Origin of the sequence: Neobacillus sp. OS1-2, from assembly GCF_030915505.1 — a bacterium.
Taxonomy (GTDB): Bacteria; Bacillota; Bacilli; order Bacillales; family Cytobacillaceae; genus Neobacillus.
This window is the reverse complement of the sequence record NZ_CP133265.1, coordinates 485,512-499,930: the sequence shown is the minus strand read 5'-3', so window position 1 is coordinate 499,930 and position 14,419 is coordinate 485,512. Positions and strand designations below refer to the sequence as shown.

Annotated in this window: 16 protein-coding genes; 15 read left to right on the top strand and 1 reads right to left on the bottom strand. The window is 39.9% G+C overall.

The window, feature by feature from the left end:
• The first annotated feature begins 120 nt into the window (after positions 1-120).
• From dnaJ to mtaB, 4 genes are all read left to right on the top strand, one after another.
• Positions 121-1,251 (top strand): molecular chaperone DnaJ, encoded by a 1,131-nt coding sequence (dnaJ, locus tag RCG19_RS02685; RefSeq protein ID WP_166238618.1) that lies wholly within the window; start codon positions 121-123, stop codon positions 1,249-1,251.
• A gap of 17 nt (positions 1,252-1,268) precedes the next feature.
• Positions 1,269-2,210: a 50S ribosomal protein L11 methyltransferase gene (prmA, locus tag RCG19_RS02680; RefSeq protein ID WP_308109578.1), complete on the top strand. Its 942-nt coding sequence runs from the start codon at positions 1,269-1,271 to the stop codon at positions 2,208-2,210.
• Positions 2,211-2,316: 106 nt separating this feature from the next.
• Positions 2,317-3,066, top strand: a complete 750-nt coding sequence (locus RCG19_RS02675) for a 16S rRNA (uracil(1498)-N(3))-methyltransferase (protein ID WP_308109577.1) — start codon at positions 2,317-2,319, stop codon at positions 3,064-3,066.
• Positions 3,067-3,073: 7 nt separating this feature from the next.
• Entirely contained in the window at positions 3,074-4,447 is a 1,374-nt protein-coding gene (gene mtaB, locus RCG19_RS02670; RefSeq protein ID WP_308109576.1) for a tRNA (N(6)-L-threonylcarbamoyladenosine(37)-C(2))-methylthiotransferase MtaB, read from the top strand.
• A 37-nt stretch (positions 4,448-4,484) separates the two neighbouring features.
• Here mtaB and RCG19_RS02665 read toward each other — a convergent pair whose 3' ends face one another.
• Positions 4,485-5,426, bottom strand: coding sequence for a Na/Pi symporter (locus RCG19_RS02665; protein ID WP_308109575.1), 942 nt, complete (start codon positions 5,424-5,426; stop codon positions 4,485-4,487).
• A 168-nt stretch (positions 5,427-5,594) separates the two neighbouring features.
• On the opposite strand from RCG19_RS02665, the gene rpsU reads away from it, so the two are divergent.
• The 11 genes from rpsU to RCG19_RS02610 all read left to right on the top strand — a co-directional run bounded on the left by rpsU (position 5,595) and on the right by RCG19_RS02610 (position 14,270).
• Positions 5,595-5,768: a 30S ribosomal protein S21 gene (gene rpsU, locus RCG19_RS02660; RefSeq protein ID WP_007087607.1), complete on the top strand. Its 174-nt coding sequence runs from the start codon at positions 5,595-5,597 to the stop codon at positions 5,766-5,768.
• A 15-nt stretch (positions 5,769-5,783) separates the two neighbouring features.
• Positions 5,784-6,230, top strand: coding sequence for a GatB/YqeY domain-containing protein (locus tag RCG19_RS02655; RefSeq protein ID WP_308109574.1), 447 nt, complete (start codon positions 5,784-5,786; stop codon positions 6,228-6,230).
• Positions 6,231-6,361: 131 nt separating this feature from the next.
• Entirely contained in the window at positions 6,362-6,997 is a 636-nt protein-coding gene (locus tag RCG19_RS02650) for an NfeD family protein (protein WP_166238606.1), read from the top strand.
• Between the two features lie 20 nt (positions 6,998-7,017).
• Entirely contained in the window at positions 7,018-8,013 is a 996-nt protein-coding gene (gene floA, locus RCG19_RS02645) for a flotillin-like protein FloA (RefSeq protein ID WP_166238604.1), read from the top strand.
• A gap of 33 nt (positions 8,014-8,046) precedes the next feature.
• Positions 8,047-8,502: a hypothetical protein gene (locus RCG19_RS02640; RefSeq protein ID WP_308109573.1), complete on the top strand. Its 456-nt coding sequence runs from the start codon at positions 8,047-8,049 to the stop codon at positions 8,500-8,502.
• An 82-nt stretch (positions 8,503-8,584) separates the two neighbouring features.
• Positions 8,585-8,887: a sporulation protein YqfC gene (gene yqfC, locus RCG19_RS02635; protein WP_166238600.1), complete on the top strand. Its 303-nt coding sequence runs from the start codon at positions 8,585-8,587 to the stop codon at positions 8,885-8,887.
• On the top strand, positions 8,884-10,077 hold the full coding sequence (yqfD, locus tag RCG19_RS02630) for a sporulation protein YqfD (protein ID WP_308109572.1): 1,194 nt from the start codon (positions 8,884-8,886) through the stop codon (positions 10,075-10,077). The genes yqfC and yqfD overlap by 4 nt, the downstream gene beginning before the upstream one ends.
• On the top strand, positions 10,074-11,054 hold the full coding sequence (locus tag RCG19_RS02625) for a PhoH family protein (RefSeq protein ID WP_308109571.1): 981 nt from the start codon (positions 10,074-10,076) through the stop codon (positions 11,052-11,054). Before yqfD ends, RCG19_RS02625 begins: the two co-directional genes overlap by 4 nt.
• A gap of 207 nt (positions 11,055-11,261) precedes the next feature.
• A complete protein-coding gene (locus RCG19_RS02620) occupies positions 11,262-13,436 on the top strand; it encodes an HD family phosphohydrolase (protein WP_308109570.1) in 2,175 nt (724 codons plus the stop codon).
• 50 nt (positions 13,437-13,486) lie between these two features.
• Complete coding sequence (ybeY, locus tag RCG19_RS02615) at positions 13,487-13,903, top strand: rRNA maturation RNase YbeY (RefSeq protein WP_374049604.1); 417 nt, start codon at positions 13,487-13,489, stop codon at positions 13,901-13,903.
• The gene (locus RCG19_RS02610) at positions 13,887-14,270 is read left to right on the top strand and encodes a diacylglycerol kinase family protein (RefSeq protein WP_308109568.1); all 384 of its coding nucleotides are present in this window, start codon (positions 13,887-13,889) and stop codon (positions 14,268-14,270) included. Before ybeY ends, RCG19_RS02610 begins: the two co-directional genes overlap by 17 nt.
• The last annotated feature ends 149 nt before the right edge of the window (positions 14,271-14,419 follow it).

The window sequence follows — 14,419 nt, the reverse complement described above, 5'->3', positions numbered from 1 at the left end:
TCGGCTGTGAAACGTAAAGAAAAAGCCAAAGTCAGTTTAACTGCTTTGGCTTTTTCATTGCAATTGAGCTATTACAGGTGTTAGAATAATCTTTATGTGACAGATTCGGGAGTGGTAATCATGAGTAAACGGGATTACTATGAAGTGCTCGGTGTAAGTAAGGGTGCTTCTAAGGATGAAATAAAAAAAGCTTATCGCAAGCTTTCTAAACAATATCATCCAGATATTAATAAAGAGCCGGATGCGGCTGATAAATTTAAGGAAATCGCGGAAGCATATGAAGTGTTAAGCGATGATCAAAAAAAGGCTCATTATGACCAATTTGGACATACTGATCCAAACCAAGGTTTTGGCGGCGGTGCTGATTTCGGCGGCGGCTTTGGTGGCTTCGAAGATATTTTTAATACGTTCTTCGGTGGCGGAGGCGGTTCGAGAAGACGTGACCCGAATGCGCCAAGACAAGGAGCAGACCTCCAATACACCATGACTGTTTCCTTTGAGGAAGCAGCATTTGGTAAAGAAACAGATATCGAAATTCCACGTGAAGAAACATGTAATACATGTAGCGGTTCAGGTGCAAAGCCCGGAACAAAACCGGAGACTTGTCAGCACTGCCAAGGATCTGGGCAGTTAAATGTGGAGCAAAATACTCCGTTTGGGAGAATTGTTAACCGCCGTACATGCCATCACTGTAATGGTACGGGGAAAGAAATAAAACAAAAATGTTCAACCTGCGGCGGTAAAGGGAAAGTGCAAAAGCGTAAGAAAATTCATGTCAAAATTCCTGCAGGTATTGATGATGGTCAGCAGCTTCGGATGGCAGGTCAAGGGGAAGCAGGATTTAATGGTGGACCGGCTGGAGATCTTTATGTCGTTTTCCAAGTGCGCCAGCATGAGTTTTTTGAAAGAGATGGCGATGATATTTATTGTGAAATGCCTATTACATTTGTTCAAGCGTCATTGGGCGATGAAATTGAGGTTCCAGCATTAAATGGAAAAGTAAAGCTGAAAATTCCTGCTGGTACGCAAACAGGAAAGAAATTCCGTTTAAAAGGGAAAGGTATTCCGAATGTTCGCGGATACGGTGTCGGGGATCAATACATTATTGTTCGAATTATTACACCAACTAAGCTTTCAGACAAGCAAAAGCAGCTTTTAAAAGAATTTGCCGAGCTTAGTGGTTCATCTCCCATTGGTGAACATGAAGAAAGTTTTTTCTCAAAAGTAAAACGTGCCTTTAAAAGCGAGTAAGGATTGGAGTTGGTAGAATGAAGTGGTCAGAAATAAGTATCCACACAACAAATGAGGCGATCGAACCTATTTCACATATCTTGCATGAAGCTGGGGCGAGCGGTGTAGTCATTGAAGATCCATTCGAATTGACAAAGGAAAGGGAAGATCAATTCGGAGAAATCTACCAACTCAATCCCGACGATTATCCAGATGAAGGTGTCATGGTTAAAGCCTATTTACCAGTTAACAGTTTTTTAGGGGAGACGGTTGAGGCCATCAAGGATTCGATTAATAACCTTATCACGTATGATATTGACTTAGGTAAAAACGACGTATCCATCAGTGAAGTCCACGAAGAAGAGTGGGCAACTGCTTGGAAGAAATATTATAATCCTGTGAAAATCTCTGAAAAGTTCACGATTGTCCCTACATGGGAGATTTATGAACCTGTCAGCAGTGATGAATTAATTATTGAGCTTGATCCCGGTATGGCTTTTGGTACAGGGACACATCCAACAACTGTTATGTGTATTCAAGCACTAGAAAGAACTGTTCGGCCCGGAGACCAAGTGATCGATGTTGGAACTGGTTCTGGAGTGCTCAGTATTGCTGCAGCAATGCTTGGTGCCGAGAATGTCAGGGCCTACGACCTTGATGAAGTGGCTGTAACATCTGCTAAGTTGAATATTAAGCTTAATAAGGTTAGTAAGACAGTAACCATTGCCCAAAATAATCTTTTGGATGGTGTGGCTGAAAAATCCGCTGATGTGATTGTAGCGAATATTTTAGCAGAAGTAATCGTTAGATTTACGGACGATGTTGCCAATGTCGTAAAGCCGGGCGGAACCTTTATTGCCTCTGGGATTATTCAGCAGAAGAAAGATTTGGTAAAAGAAGCACTTGTGGCTGCAGGATTTGATATTATCGAAACCATTCTTATGGAAGATTGGGTTGCGATAATTGCCAAAAGGTTATAATGATGGACAAAAGGGGTGTTAGCAGCCCCTTTTTATTTTTCAATCTTTCATTATGGCCTAATCTTATGTAAAATAAAGAGTAAAATGTTTTGAGAGGGTGTAAAGTGTGCAACGCTACTTTGTAAGACAACAGGCAAATGATGAACAGTTTATCATTGCTGATGAAGACCTACATCATATTGTAAAGGTTATGCGTATGCAAATTGGCGATCAGATCATCTGTGTTGATCCCGAGGGAAAACATGCTGTTTGCAGGCTTGCAGAAATTACCGATTCAAGTGTCGTTGCAGACGTTGTACAATGGAAAGATGAGGTTTCGGAGCTGCCGATTACAATTACGATCGCAAGCGGCCTGCCTAAAGGGGACAAACTGGAATGGATTATTCAAAAAGGAACAGAACTTGGTGCAAATCAGTTCCTTCCGTTCGCTGCTGCCCGCTCGGTCGTGAAATGGGATGAAAAAAAAGCAGCTAAAAAAATAGAGAGATGGCAAAAAATAGCCAAAGAAGCTGCAGAGCAATCCCATCGCACTGCAATCCCGGAAATTGGTAGTCCGATGAATTTTAAAGAATTATTGGGAAAAAGTAAGGATTTTGATTATAAATTAGCAGCTTTTGAAGAAGAAAGTAGGAACGGAGAAATGTCCGTTTTTTCTTCAACTCTTAAACAAATGAAAAAAGGAGAGTCCCTCCTCTTGGTTTTTGGGCCGGAAGGCGGCTTAGCTGATAATGAGATCCAGCTATTAAAAGAAAATGGCTTTGGTCTATGCGGGCTGGGCCCGCGAATTTTACGGACGGAAACGGCCCCATTGTATACACTTGCGGCCATTTCCTATCATTTTGAATTATTGAGGTGAAGTTACAATGGCAACAGTCGCGTTTCATACACTTGGATGCAAGGTGAACCACTATGAAACTGAAGCCATCTGGCAATTGTTTAAACAAGAAGGCTACGAACGAGTTGATTTTGAAGCAATTTCCGATGTATATATTATCAATACATGTACAGTTACGAATACAGGGGATAAAAAGAGCCGTCAGGTAATCCGCCGGGCTGTTCGAAAAAATCCGGATGCTGTCATTTGTGTAACAGGCTGTTATGCCCAAACATCGCCAGCAGAAATTATGGCGATTCCTGGTGTTGATGTTGTCGTCGGGACGCAGGATCGCGTGAAAATGCTCGATTATATTAAACAATATAAAACGGAGCGCCAGCCGATTAATGGCGTAGGTAACATCATGAAAAACCGTGTTTATGAGGAACTTGACGTTCCTTCATTTACGGACAGAACACGTGCCTCGTTAAAAATTCAGGAGGGCTGCAATAATTTCTGTACTTTTTGTATCATTCCCTGGGCTCGTGGCTTAATGAGATCACGTGATCCAAAAGAAGTGATTCGTCAGGCGCAACAGCTTGTGGATGCAGGTTACAAGGAAATTGTGTTAACAGGTATTCATACAGGCGGTTACGGTGAGGACATGAAAGATTATAATCTAGCAATGCTGCTCCGCGATTTAGAGGCGGGTGTAAGGGGTCTTGAGCGTCTACGTATTTCATCGATAGAAGCAAGCCAAATTACGGATGAAGTCATTGAGGTAATTAAGCACTCTACTATCGTTGTTCGTCATTTTCATATCCCGATTCAATCCGGTTCTAATACGGTTTTAAAGAGAATGCGCCGTAAATATACGATGGAATTCTTTGGAGAAAGACTTGAGCGCTTGAAAGAAGTGCTTCCTGGTCTTGCCGTTACATCTGATGTCATTGTTGGTTTCCCTGGCGAAACAGAAGACGAATTTATGGAAACATACAATTTTATTAAAGACCATAAATTCTCTGAGCTCCATGTCTTCCCATATTCGAAGCGAACAGGAACTCCTGCCGCACGGATGGAAGATCAGGTGGATGAAGAGGTTAAAAATGAACGTGTCCACCGGTTAATTTCTCTTTCTGATCAGCTGGCGAAGGAATACGCCTCACTTTTTGAAGGTGAAGTATTAGAAGTCATTCCTGAAGAGGAATACAAGGAAGAGCCTATTTCCGGAAAATATGTTGGTTACACGGATAATTATCTTAAAGTAGTATTCCCGGCAACTGAAGAGATGGTTGGTAAGATTGTTAAAGTGAAAATTACCAAAGCAGGTTACCCATACAATGAAGGTCAATTTGTCCGAATTGTGGAAGATACTGCGATTGTTAAAGAAGAAGTTTTTAAGCAGGAAGAAGCAGCAATATAAGGAAAAAGGGAAAAGACGGCGATTTCGCCGTCTTTTCTTATGACACTGGACGTTTAGGCCGTCGATCGTGTAAAAATAAAATCATTTCACCAAACCGGGTAGCGAAAGGTAAGATAAGCAATGAGGTTGCCACATTAAATATCACACTTATATGCGCAAGCTGGACATCTTTTCTGCTAGCAAGGAATGGTGCATTTTCCGTAAGCAATGGAATTAGCGGGATAAATAGTAAAACTCCAAATACATTGAGCCAGACATGGGCAAAGGCGGCTAACTTTGATTCCTTTCCGCCGCCGATTGAGGCAATAATCGCCGTAATACATGTGCCTATATTTGCTCCCAGCACTATAGCGATACCGGCATCAAGCTGCAACAGCCCAGCGGTTAAAAATCCCATCGCAATCCCTGTCATCGCTGTGCTCGATTGGATAATAGCTGTAATAATAGTACCAGCTAATATACTTAAGAGTAGATTGTCATTAATAGATAAAATAAATTTATTAATAAAACCCATTGTGGTTAAAGGTTCCGCTACTAATTCGAACCCCTTCATGGCGGTAAATACGGAGGCGATTCCAAATAATAGCATGCCAATACTTCTTGCTCTTTTATTTTTTAATAAAATAAGTAGTGCGCCACTAATGGCAAGGGGAACAAGGATGGCATCTATATCAAAGGTAATGAGTTCCGTTTTAAAGGTTGTACCGATATTGGTGCCGAGAATAATCCCAATTGATTGAGGGAAGGTCATAATTCTAGCCGAAATTAAACCAATTGTGATGACCATTACAGCGGAGCTGCTTTGCAACAGGGCTGTGATGAAGGTTCCTGTTACCATCCCTTTTAACGGTGTGCTTGTAAGTTTTATCAGCCATGTTTTCAATTTATTAGCAGACAAATTAAATAAGCCAAACCTAATAATGGTCATTCCAAAAATAAATAATAAAATACAAAGAACAAATAATAATATGTACAGCATGTCCCGGCCCCCCTCGCTCCATTCTATGGAATTGATGCGAAGGACATGCCAGATTTTAAAAAAATACTGATTAAGAATTTCAGTTGACCTTGTATCAAGGTTATATTATAATTGCAAGGTACATGGATTGAATGTTAGTGTGTTGTGTTTCGGAGGGAGGGAAAGAGAATGTCTAAAACCGTCGTTCGTAAAAACGAATCGCTTGAAGATGCTCTTCGTCGCTTCAAACGTACAGTATCAAAAACTGGTACTTTGCAAGAGGCAAGAAAGCGCGAATTTTATGAAAAACCAAGTGTAAAACGTAAGAAAAAGTCTGAAGCAGCAAGAAAACGTAAGTTTTAAGAGAGGGTGTAATATATGAGTCTTCTCGAGCGTTTGAATAATGATATGAAACAAGCGATGAAAAACAAGGAAAAAGACAAACTCTCAGTTATTCGGATGGTCAAAGCTTCCTTGCAGAATGAAGCTATTAAGCTTGGAACGAAAGAGCTTTCTGAAGACGTGGAGTTAACGGTCCTTTCTCGCGAAGTAAAGCAACGCAAAGACTCCCTCCATGAATTTGATAAGGCTGGTCGTCAAGACCTAGTTGATAAATTGCATACAGAGCTCTCGATTGTCGAGCTGTATTTACCGAAACAGCTTTCAGAAGATGAGTTATCAGACATTGTTAAAGAAACGATTGCTGAAGTTGGTGCAACATCAAAAGCGGAAATGGGAAAAGTGATGGCTGCGATTATGCCTAAAGTAAAGGGTAAAGCAGACGGATCTCTAGTTAATAAATTTGTACAACAACACCTTTCATAGTATTCTGACATAAAGACCGCAAGCATCTAGTGCTTGTGGTCTTTTAAGTTATTTCGCCTAAAAAATGAAACCTTTTAACGCTTCAAACGTAATGAATAGAGTCAGTTGAAGAGAGAAGGGGGGGACCTTGAATGATTGAATTTCTTACTGACCCAATTGTTGTAACCATTCTCCTGACCATTGCAGGAGTGGGAATTGTGCTAGAACTTTTTTCTGCAAAGATAGGGATAGCTGGATTTATTGGTGTGTTTGCGCTAATTTTGTTCTTTTATGGGCATTTCCAAGCCGGGCTTGCCGGTTATGGGACATTAACCTTATTTGTGGCAGGAATCTTGCTTATTTTTCTAGAGTTCTTCTTACCAGGTGCTGTTGCTGGAACGCTTGGTGTTGCTGCCTTAATATTAAGTCTTTTTTTAGCAGGAGAGGATGCCATGCAAATAGGCGTCTCGATCTTTATTGCTATTATGATTTCAATTATTGTTTTCTTTATGATGATTAAGACATTTGGAAAAAAGCTGGTACTTTTTAATAAAATGGTCTTGTCAGAGATAGCTAGAAAAGAAGACGGCTATGTATCGAATATTAACCGGACTGACCTTTTAGGAAAAGTTGGAACCGCATTAACGATATTAAGACCGGCTGGTACGATTATTATTCATAATGAACGAGTTGATGCAATAAGTGAAGGCGGCTTTATTGAGCAGAATGCTAAAGTAAAGGTCATTAAAGTAGAAGGTGCCCGTATTGTTGTTAGAGAGGTCAAATAAATAATGAGGGGGTTAAAAAAATGGATGTAGTATCAGGTGGAACGATATTTATTATCGCCGTGGTTGTGATTGCTTTAATCTTTTTAGGGATCTTATTATCTTTTGTACCAGTTATGCTTTGGATTTCGGCACTTGCTGCAGGTGTTCGCATTAGTATTTTCACATTGGTTGGGATGAGGTTAAGAAGGGTAACGCCAAGCAGGGTGGTTAATCCGCTTATTAAAGCTCATAAAGCAGGTTTAAACGTCACAATCAATCAGCTTGAAAGTCATTATCTTGCTGGAGGAAATGTTGACCGTGTCGTCAATGCGCTAATTGCTGCACACCGAGCCAATATTGAATTATCGTTTGAACGGTGCGCTGCAATTGACCTTGCGGGACGTGATGTTTTAGAAGCGGTGCAAATGAGTGTTAACCCTAAGGTAATTGAAACACCATTTATCGCAGGTGTTGCGATGAACGGGATTGAGGTCAAAGCAAAAGCGAGGATTACCGTCCGTGCCAATATCGAACGTCTTGTCGGTGGTGCCGGTGAAGAAACAGTTGTGGCCCGTGTTGGTGAAGGGGTTGTCTCAACTATTGGTTCGTCGGACAGCCATAGCAAAGTTCTAGAGAATCCGGATTTGATCTCGCAGACTGTTTTGGCAAAGGGCCTTGACGCCGGAACAGCCTTTGAAATCTTATCAATCGATATTGCGGATGTGGATATCGGTAAAAACATTGGTGCAGAATTACAAACAGAACAAGCTGAGGCGGATAAGAAAATTGCCCAAGCAAAAGCAGAAGAACGCCGGGCGATGGCGGTTGCTTCAGAGCAGGAAATGAAGGCGAAAGTAGTGGAAATGAGGGCCAAGGTAGTGGAAGCGGAAGCAGAGGTACCGCTTGCCATGGCAGAAGCTCTTAAATCAGGTAATATCGGTGTCATGGACTATATGAATTATAAAAACATTTCTGCTGATACGGAAATGAGAGGTTCGATTGGGAAAATGACAGGTGAAAAGAAAGACGACAAATAAACCCCACATTAATTAAAATGGAGGGTGGGAGCTTTGGAAACCATATTATTTTTTATCATTGTAGGTATCATCTCTACCATATTTGGCAAAACAAAAAGGACTCAAGGTCAATCTCCTAGAAAGCCATTTAAAGTAAGTGGTATGGAGGATGTTCGAACGCTAGTTAAAGAACTTACAAATGAAGTCTCGCATCAAGCGGCCCCGGTTAAATCGGCGCAAAAAGTGGAAGTATTGCAAGAGAATAATCGAAAGCTTGAACAAGAATATGACCAAGTCAGAAAAGAATCTGAGTCGAGCCGGAGGGCGCTGGCAACGGCCCGTTTGCAACGAGAAAAGATGAAAGAACAAACTGTTGCGGCAACCATGGACGAAGATGAACCAAATATTTCGACGGAACCAAATGCGCAATCATTGGTTAATGGAGTGATTTGGGCGGAAATCCTTGGTGAGCCGCGCTCCAAAAAGCCTTATTTTCCAAAAAGAGGGTAAATTAGCTTTAGAAGTGAATAGAAAAATATGTGCTAGAACCCCCTTTCATTTCATAATATGAGATGAAAGGGGGTTCTTTTTTATGGCAAAAAAATGGGGCCAGCGAATTCGCAACTGGATGGCTAATAAAATGGATCTTCCTCAAGATGTCATGATGGATTTGCCCCGGATTACGATGATTGGACAAATCCATATATATATAGAGAATCACCGCGGCTTGCTCGCATTTACAGATAAAGAGCTCCGCCTATTGTTAAAGCAAGGACAATTATTAATTAAAGGCAAGGCATTTGTGATTAAAACGATTTTACCAGAAGAAATTTTACTCGAAGGAAAAATAGATCAGGTCATATATATTACTGATAATCCGGGAGGAACAAAATGAAGAACCAATGGATTGAATTCCTTTATGGCAGAGTTACGGTGAAGGTTTCGGGAAAGGGTCTTGAACGGTTTTTAAATGTGCTAACACGAAATGGTCTCCATATTTGGAACGTAAAACGGCATGGAACGGAGACGATTACCTTTAAAATGAGAGCACAGGATGCCTTGAAAATTAGACTGTTTGCGCGTAAAAGTGGATGTAAAATTTCCTTTTTACGTCGTAGCGGAGTACCATTTTTATTTAGAAGATTATTGAAAAATAGCGGCTTTATGTTGGGGGCAGCCGCATTTTTATTCATTATTTTTTTCTTATCAAATGTGATTTGGGGAATTGAAATAAAAGGGGCAAAGCCTGCAACAGAGTATCAAATTCGTAAAGAATTGGACAAGATGGGTGTTAAAATTGGGAAGGTGCAGTTTTTTGTTGATAATGTGGAGGGGATCCAAAGACAATTAACAGAGAAAATTGGTGCATTGACATGGGTTGGTGTGGAATTAAAGGGGACAACCTATCATCTGCAGGTTGTTGAAAAGAATGAGCCGAAAAAGGTTGAACAATTATCCCCACAAAATCTTATCGCAAAAAAGAAAGCTGTTATTGTCAATATGTTTGTTGAAACGGGTCAAACCATGGTTAATAAGAATGATGTCGTGGAAAAGGGCGATTTACTTGTTTCCGGAATTTATGGACAAGAAGGAAGCCCGAAAATAGTGGCAGCTGAAGGTGAGGTCTGGGGTGGTACCTGGTATATAAGCACTGTTAAGCTCCCTCTGGTCACGAACTTTAATGTCTTTACTGGGAAGGAAAAGCAAAAACATTCTTTAGTCGTAGGGAATTTGGAAATACCTATTTGGGGTTTTGGGAAACCTGAATTCAAGAAATATAAAACAGAAAAGAATGTTCATCATGTTCATTTCCTAAAGTGGAAGCTGCCGATCTCCTATATGAATAAAACGTTACGCGAAAGTGAGGATGTCAAGCGATCCTATTCGAAAAAAGAGGCAGAAGAACAAGCACTAGAATTAGCTAAAAAAGAAATAAAAAGCAAGTTAGATGAAGATGCTATCATTAAAGATGAAAAAATTTTACACAAAGAGTATAGAAATGGTAAGGTTATACTAGATATTCATTTTAATGTTATTGAAAACATTGCAGTCGGACAACCGATTTCCAAGGAGACTCCTGAATGACAGAAAAATTAACAACGATCAGTCTACAGCTAGAAAATCCCTCAGAGGCTGTCAACCTGTTGGGAAATGCTGACCAAAATTTAAAATTAATTGAACAGGAACTAGGTGTTTCCATCATCACAAGAGGTGAATCGGTTAGCATGTCAGGTGATGAAGAAAACGTCATCATGGCAGGACAAATATTAGACCGATTACTATTTGTGATTCGAAAGGGAATAAACATTAGTCAAAGAGATGTCCTGTATGCCATTCAAATGGCCCAGAAAGGGACGCTGGATTATTTTGTCAATTTATATGACGAAGAGATTGGTAAAACGGTTAAAGGAAAATCCATCCGGATTAAAACCCTAGGGCAAAGGCAATATGTAATGGCTATTAAAAAAAGTGATCTTGTTTTTGGGATTGGGCCTGCTGGTACAGGGAAAACCTACCTGGCAGTCATAATGGCGGTTAATGCCCTGAAAAATGGACAAGTAAATAAGATTATTTTAACCAGGCCTGCTGTCGAGGCGGGCGAGAGTCTTGGATTCCTCCCGGGTGATTTAAAAGAAAAGGTGGATCCGTATTTAAGACCGTTGTACGATGCTTTAAATGACGTTTTGGGTGCGGAACATACTCAGAGGTTAATCGAACGCGGGACAATTGAAATTGCTCCACTCGCTTATATGAGAGGCCGTACATTAGATGATGCCTTTGTGATATTAGACGAGGCGCAAAATACCACACATGCCCAGATGAAAATGTTCTTGACTAGGCTTGGCTTTGGTTCGAAAATGGTAATTACAGGTGACCAAACGCAAATTGATTTGCCTAAGGGGGCCAAATCCGGCCTTATTGCAGCAGAGGAAATTTTGCTAAATGTAAATGGTATAGCCTTTGTCTTTTTAGAACAAACCGATGTAGTCCGTCACCCGCTCGTTGGCAAAATTATCGAAGCTTATGAGAAAAAGACACCTTCACGGCATAATCAGGGGTAAACCTATAGTGGTTTATCCCTTTTTTACATACGTACGTACCTTTAATTGCTCAGATCTGTGCCTTAGCGACTAGTGTCCTGCATTTTTCTAAAAAGATGAAACTTCTTATTAAAACTGTTATGATTTTACATAAAGCATAGTTTCAGTAATAATATTTATATTCTATTGCGAAACACATGATTTATCGGCCGTTGTGGGGGGGTTTAGTTGGATAAACTACAGCAACATTTCATACGAATTCGAAAGTTACTTGATATTACTTTTTTCCGAATCCTATTTTTCTTTGTATTAGGGGTTGTTCTTTTTGGAGCCATGTACAGTAATGTAAAACCGGAAAAACTGGATTTAAGTCTATTTTCTGTTGCGGAAAAGACAATTCGTTCTCCAGGGACAGTTGAGGATAAAAAAAGTACAGAGAATAAGCGTAAAGAAGCCATTAACCAAGTACAGCCGGTCTATGCATTGAAAAATGAGTACACGCAAAATCGAGTTGATTTGATTACTTCCATTTTCAAAGCAGCAGTAGAGGTAAATGATGAAATAAAAGAGGAAATGAAGAAGCAAGAAGAGATTGTGGAGGAAAAACCGACAAAAGAGGAGCCAAGTGTATCAGATAAAATAACTAGATTAAAAACAAAATTGACATCAGGTGTCGCGAAGGAGCTCCCAAATCAAGTTTTTTCAACCTTAGTTCAAGCTAGTAATGATGATTTATCGATTGCAAAGGATTTAACAGTAACAGCCATCAACAATGTTATGACAAAGAGAATTTCTACAGATGAAGTGGAAAATGCAAAGAAAAGGGTTGAAGAGGAATTAAAGTATACCTCGTTAAATGATAATTTAAGATTAGCTGCAATCGACTTGGGTAGATATGCTGTCATTCAAAATGAATTTTATGATCCTAATGCTACAGAGGAACTAAGGCAGCAAGCAGCAGAAAGTATAGAACCTGTAAAGATTCTCCAAGGGCAAATTATTGTGGAGGAAGGAAAATTAATTAATCAGGATATTTTTCGACAATTAAAGTTAGTGGGTCTTTTAAATAACGATAAATCGTATAAACCTTTTATTGGATTGGTTTTGTTGATTACCATAATTCTTTCAGCGATTTATTATTATTTTTATCAAATGAAATCACTTCCAGAGAAACGGCAAACGTTTTTATTATTGTATGGGATTATTTTCATTTTTTCCATTTTCATCATGAAAATTATTAGTTTGCTGCAAATTTTTAACTTTGCCGGCATCGGTTATATTTTTCCTGCTGCAATGGGGGGAATGCTGATTAAGATTTTAATTGATGAAAAACTTGCCATCCTCATGTCGATAATTATGGCGGTTTGTGGGAGTATTTTATTCAATGAAGGGGTTACGGGAACCCTTAATTTTTCAGAAGGAATCTATATCCTCTTTAGTGCCTTAGCAGCTATCCTGTTTTTGAACACTCAAAATCATCGGACCAAGATTTTACAAGCTGGAGTATTTGCGGCGATTGTCAATGTGTTGGCCATCTGTGCATTAATGCTGTTACCAAACGGCCAGTTTTCGGGTGTGGAGTATGGGTATTATCTTCTTACAGCCGTTGTTTCTGGTATCGGTTCGGCTGTTTTAACCATTGGAGTATTGCCACTCTTTGAGGCAAGTTTTGGAATTCTTTCGACCATGAAACTAATCGAACTTTCTAATCCGAACCATCCGCTCCTGAGAAAAATCTTGATGGAAGCACCGGGAACCTACCATCATAGTGTTATGGTCGCCAATTTAGCGGAATCCGCTTGCGAAGCGATCGGTGCTAATGGACTACTGGCTAGGGTCGGAAGTTATTATCATGATATCGGAAAAACAAAGCGCCCTAACTTTTTTATTGAAAATCAAATGCATCATGATAATCCCCATGACCGATTGCCACCTGAAAGAAGCGCGAATATTATCATTGCTCATGTTACAGATGGATCTGCTATTTTAAAGAAATATCATATGCCTAAAGAAATCATTGATATAGCTGAACAACATCATGGGACAACATTGCTGAAATTCTTTTACCATAAGGCCCTTCAGAGCGATACGGATATAAAGGATGAGGAGTTCCGTTATCCCGGTCCAAAAGCACAGACAAAGGAGTCGGCGGTGGTGGGGATTGCGGATAGTGTCGAGGCTGCTGTTCGCTCATTATCACAGCCTACGGCAGAATTAATTGAATCACTCGTTAAGAAAATCGTGGCGGACCGGCTACAGGATGGTCAATTAAATGAATGCGATATTACCATCAAGGAAATCGAGACCGTATCACACACACTATGCGAAACGCTAAAGGGAATCTTTCACTCAAGAATTGAGTACCCTGAAATGACAAAGACAAAGAAGGTGAAACAAGCATGACATTACTTATTGATTGTACCGATGAAACGAATGAACTATCAGATCAGCAAATGCTTGAAATTGAAAGATTAATCAATTTTGCAGCAAAAAAACAAAAAATTGAAGAGCACAGTGAAGTCTCGATTTCTTTTGTTTCGAATGAGAGAATTCATGAGATTAACCGAGAATACCGCGATAAAGATATGCCAACAGATGTAATCTCCTTTGCTATGGAGGAGCTGGGCGAAGGAGAAGTGGAATTAGCAGGCGTAGAGATGCCACGCGTCCTAGGTGATATTATAATTTCGATTCCGAGAACAAAGGAACAAGCTGAGGAATATGGTCATTCTTTTGAAAGAGAACTTGGATTCCTAGCGGTTCATGGGTTTCTCCATCTCCTTGGATATGATCATATGACAGAGGAAGAGGAAAAGGAAATGTTCACACTGCAAAAGGAAATATTAGACGAGTATGGGCTCACCAGATAAGTCATCCACATTCATAAGTTCATTTTCTTATGCACTTTCGGGAATTTTGATGGCACTTAAAACGGAAAGAAATATGCGGTTTCATTTCATTAGTTCAATCCTAGTGCTAGGAATGTCCTCTTATTTTTCGATCACAAAAGTGGAGTGGATATTTATTCTTTTCATTATCGGGGGCATGTTTGCACTGGAATTAATGAATTCAGCCATTGAACGAGTGGTGGATCTCGTTACGTTAGACTACCACCCGCTGGCAAAACAGGCGAAGGACTTGGCGGCTGGTGCTGTCTTACTATATGCGGCACTTGCAATTGTAGTGGGAATAATCATTTTCTCACCGTACGTAATAAGACTTTTTAGTGAAATTTGAATTTGCAGTTTGAATTAGACAGAGGAATTCGATAAAATGACATAATCAGCTTTTCATTTTGAAGACAAGTTGATTTATGGGAAAATTCAAATTTTTACAAATTTTATGTTACTTTTTCGTTTCAAGTAATGATTTTCTCTGAATTTTGA

Excerpts from the sequence above, each read along its gene's own strand:
- mtaB (WP_308109576.1), top strand. The coding sequence starts at position 3,074 with ATGGCAACAGTCGCGTTTCATACACTTGGATGCAAGGTGAACCACTAT.
- rpsU (WP_007087607.1), top strand. The coding sequence starts at position 5,595 with ATGTCTAAAACCGTCGTTCGTAAAAACGAATCGCTTGAAGATGCTCTT.
- yqfD (WP_308109572.1), top strand. The coding sequence starts at position 8,884 with ATGAAGAACCAATGGATTGAATTCCTTTATGGCAGAGTTACGGTGAAG.
- prmA (WP_308109578.1), top strand. The coding sequence starts at position 1,269 with ATGAAGTGGTCAGAAATAAGTATCCACACAACAAATGAGGCGATCGAA.
- RCG19_RS02625 (WP_308109571.1), top strand. The coding sequence starts at position 10,074 with ATGACAGAAAAATTAACAACGATCAGTCTACAGCTAGAAAATCCCTCA.
- floA (WP_166238604.1), top strand. The coding sequence starts at position 7,018 with ATGGATGTAGTATCAGGTGGAACGATATTTATTATCGCCGTGGTTGTG.
- RCG19_RS02610 (WP_308109568.1), top strand. The coding sequence starts at position 13,887 with ATGGGCTCACCAGATAAGTCATCCACATTCATAAGTTCATTTTCTTAT.
- RCG19_RS02655 (WP_308109574.1), top strand. The coding sequence starts at position 5,784 with ATGAGTCTTCTCGAGCGTTTGAATAATGATATGAAACAAGCGATGAAA.
- RCG19_RS02665 (WP_308109575.1), bottom strand. The coding sequence starts at position 5,426 with ATGCTGTACATATTATTATTTGTTCTTTGTATTTTATTATTTATTTTT.
- dnaJ (WP_166238618.1), top strand. The coding sequence starts at position 121 with ATGAGTAAACGGGATTACTATGAAGTGCTCGGTGTAAGTAAGGGTGCT.
- RCG19_RS02650 (WP_166238606.1), top strand. The coding sequence starts at position 6,362 with ATGATTGAATTTCTTACTGACCCAATTGTTGTAACCATTCTCCTGACC.
- ybeY (WP_374049604.1), top strand. The coding sequence starts at position 13,487 with ATGCTTGAAATTGAAAGATTAATCAATTTTGCAGCAAAAAAACAAAAA.
- yqfC (WP_166238600.1), top strand. The coding sequence starts at position 8,585 with ATGGCAAAAAAATGGGGCCAGCGAATTCGCAACTGGATGGCTAATAAA.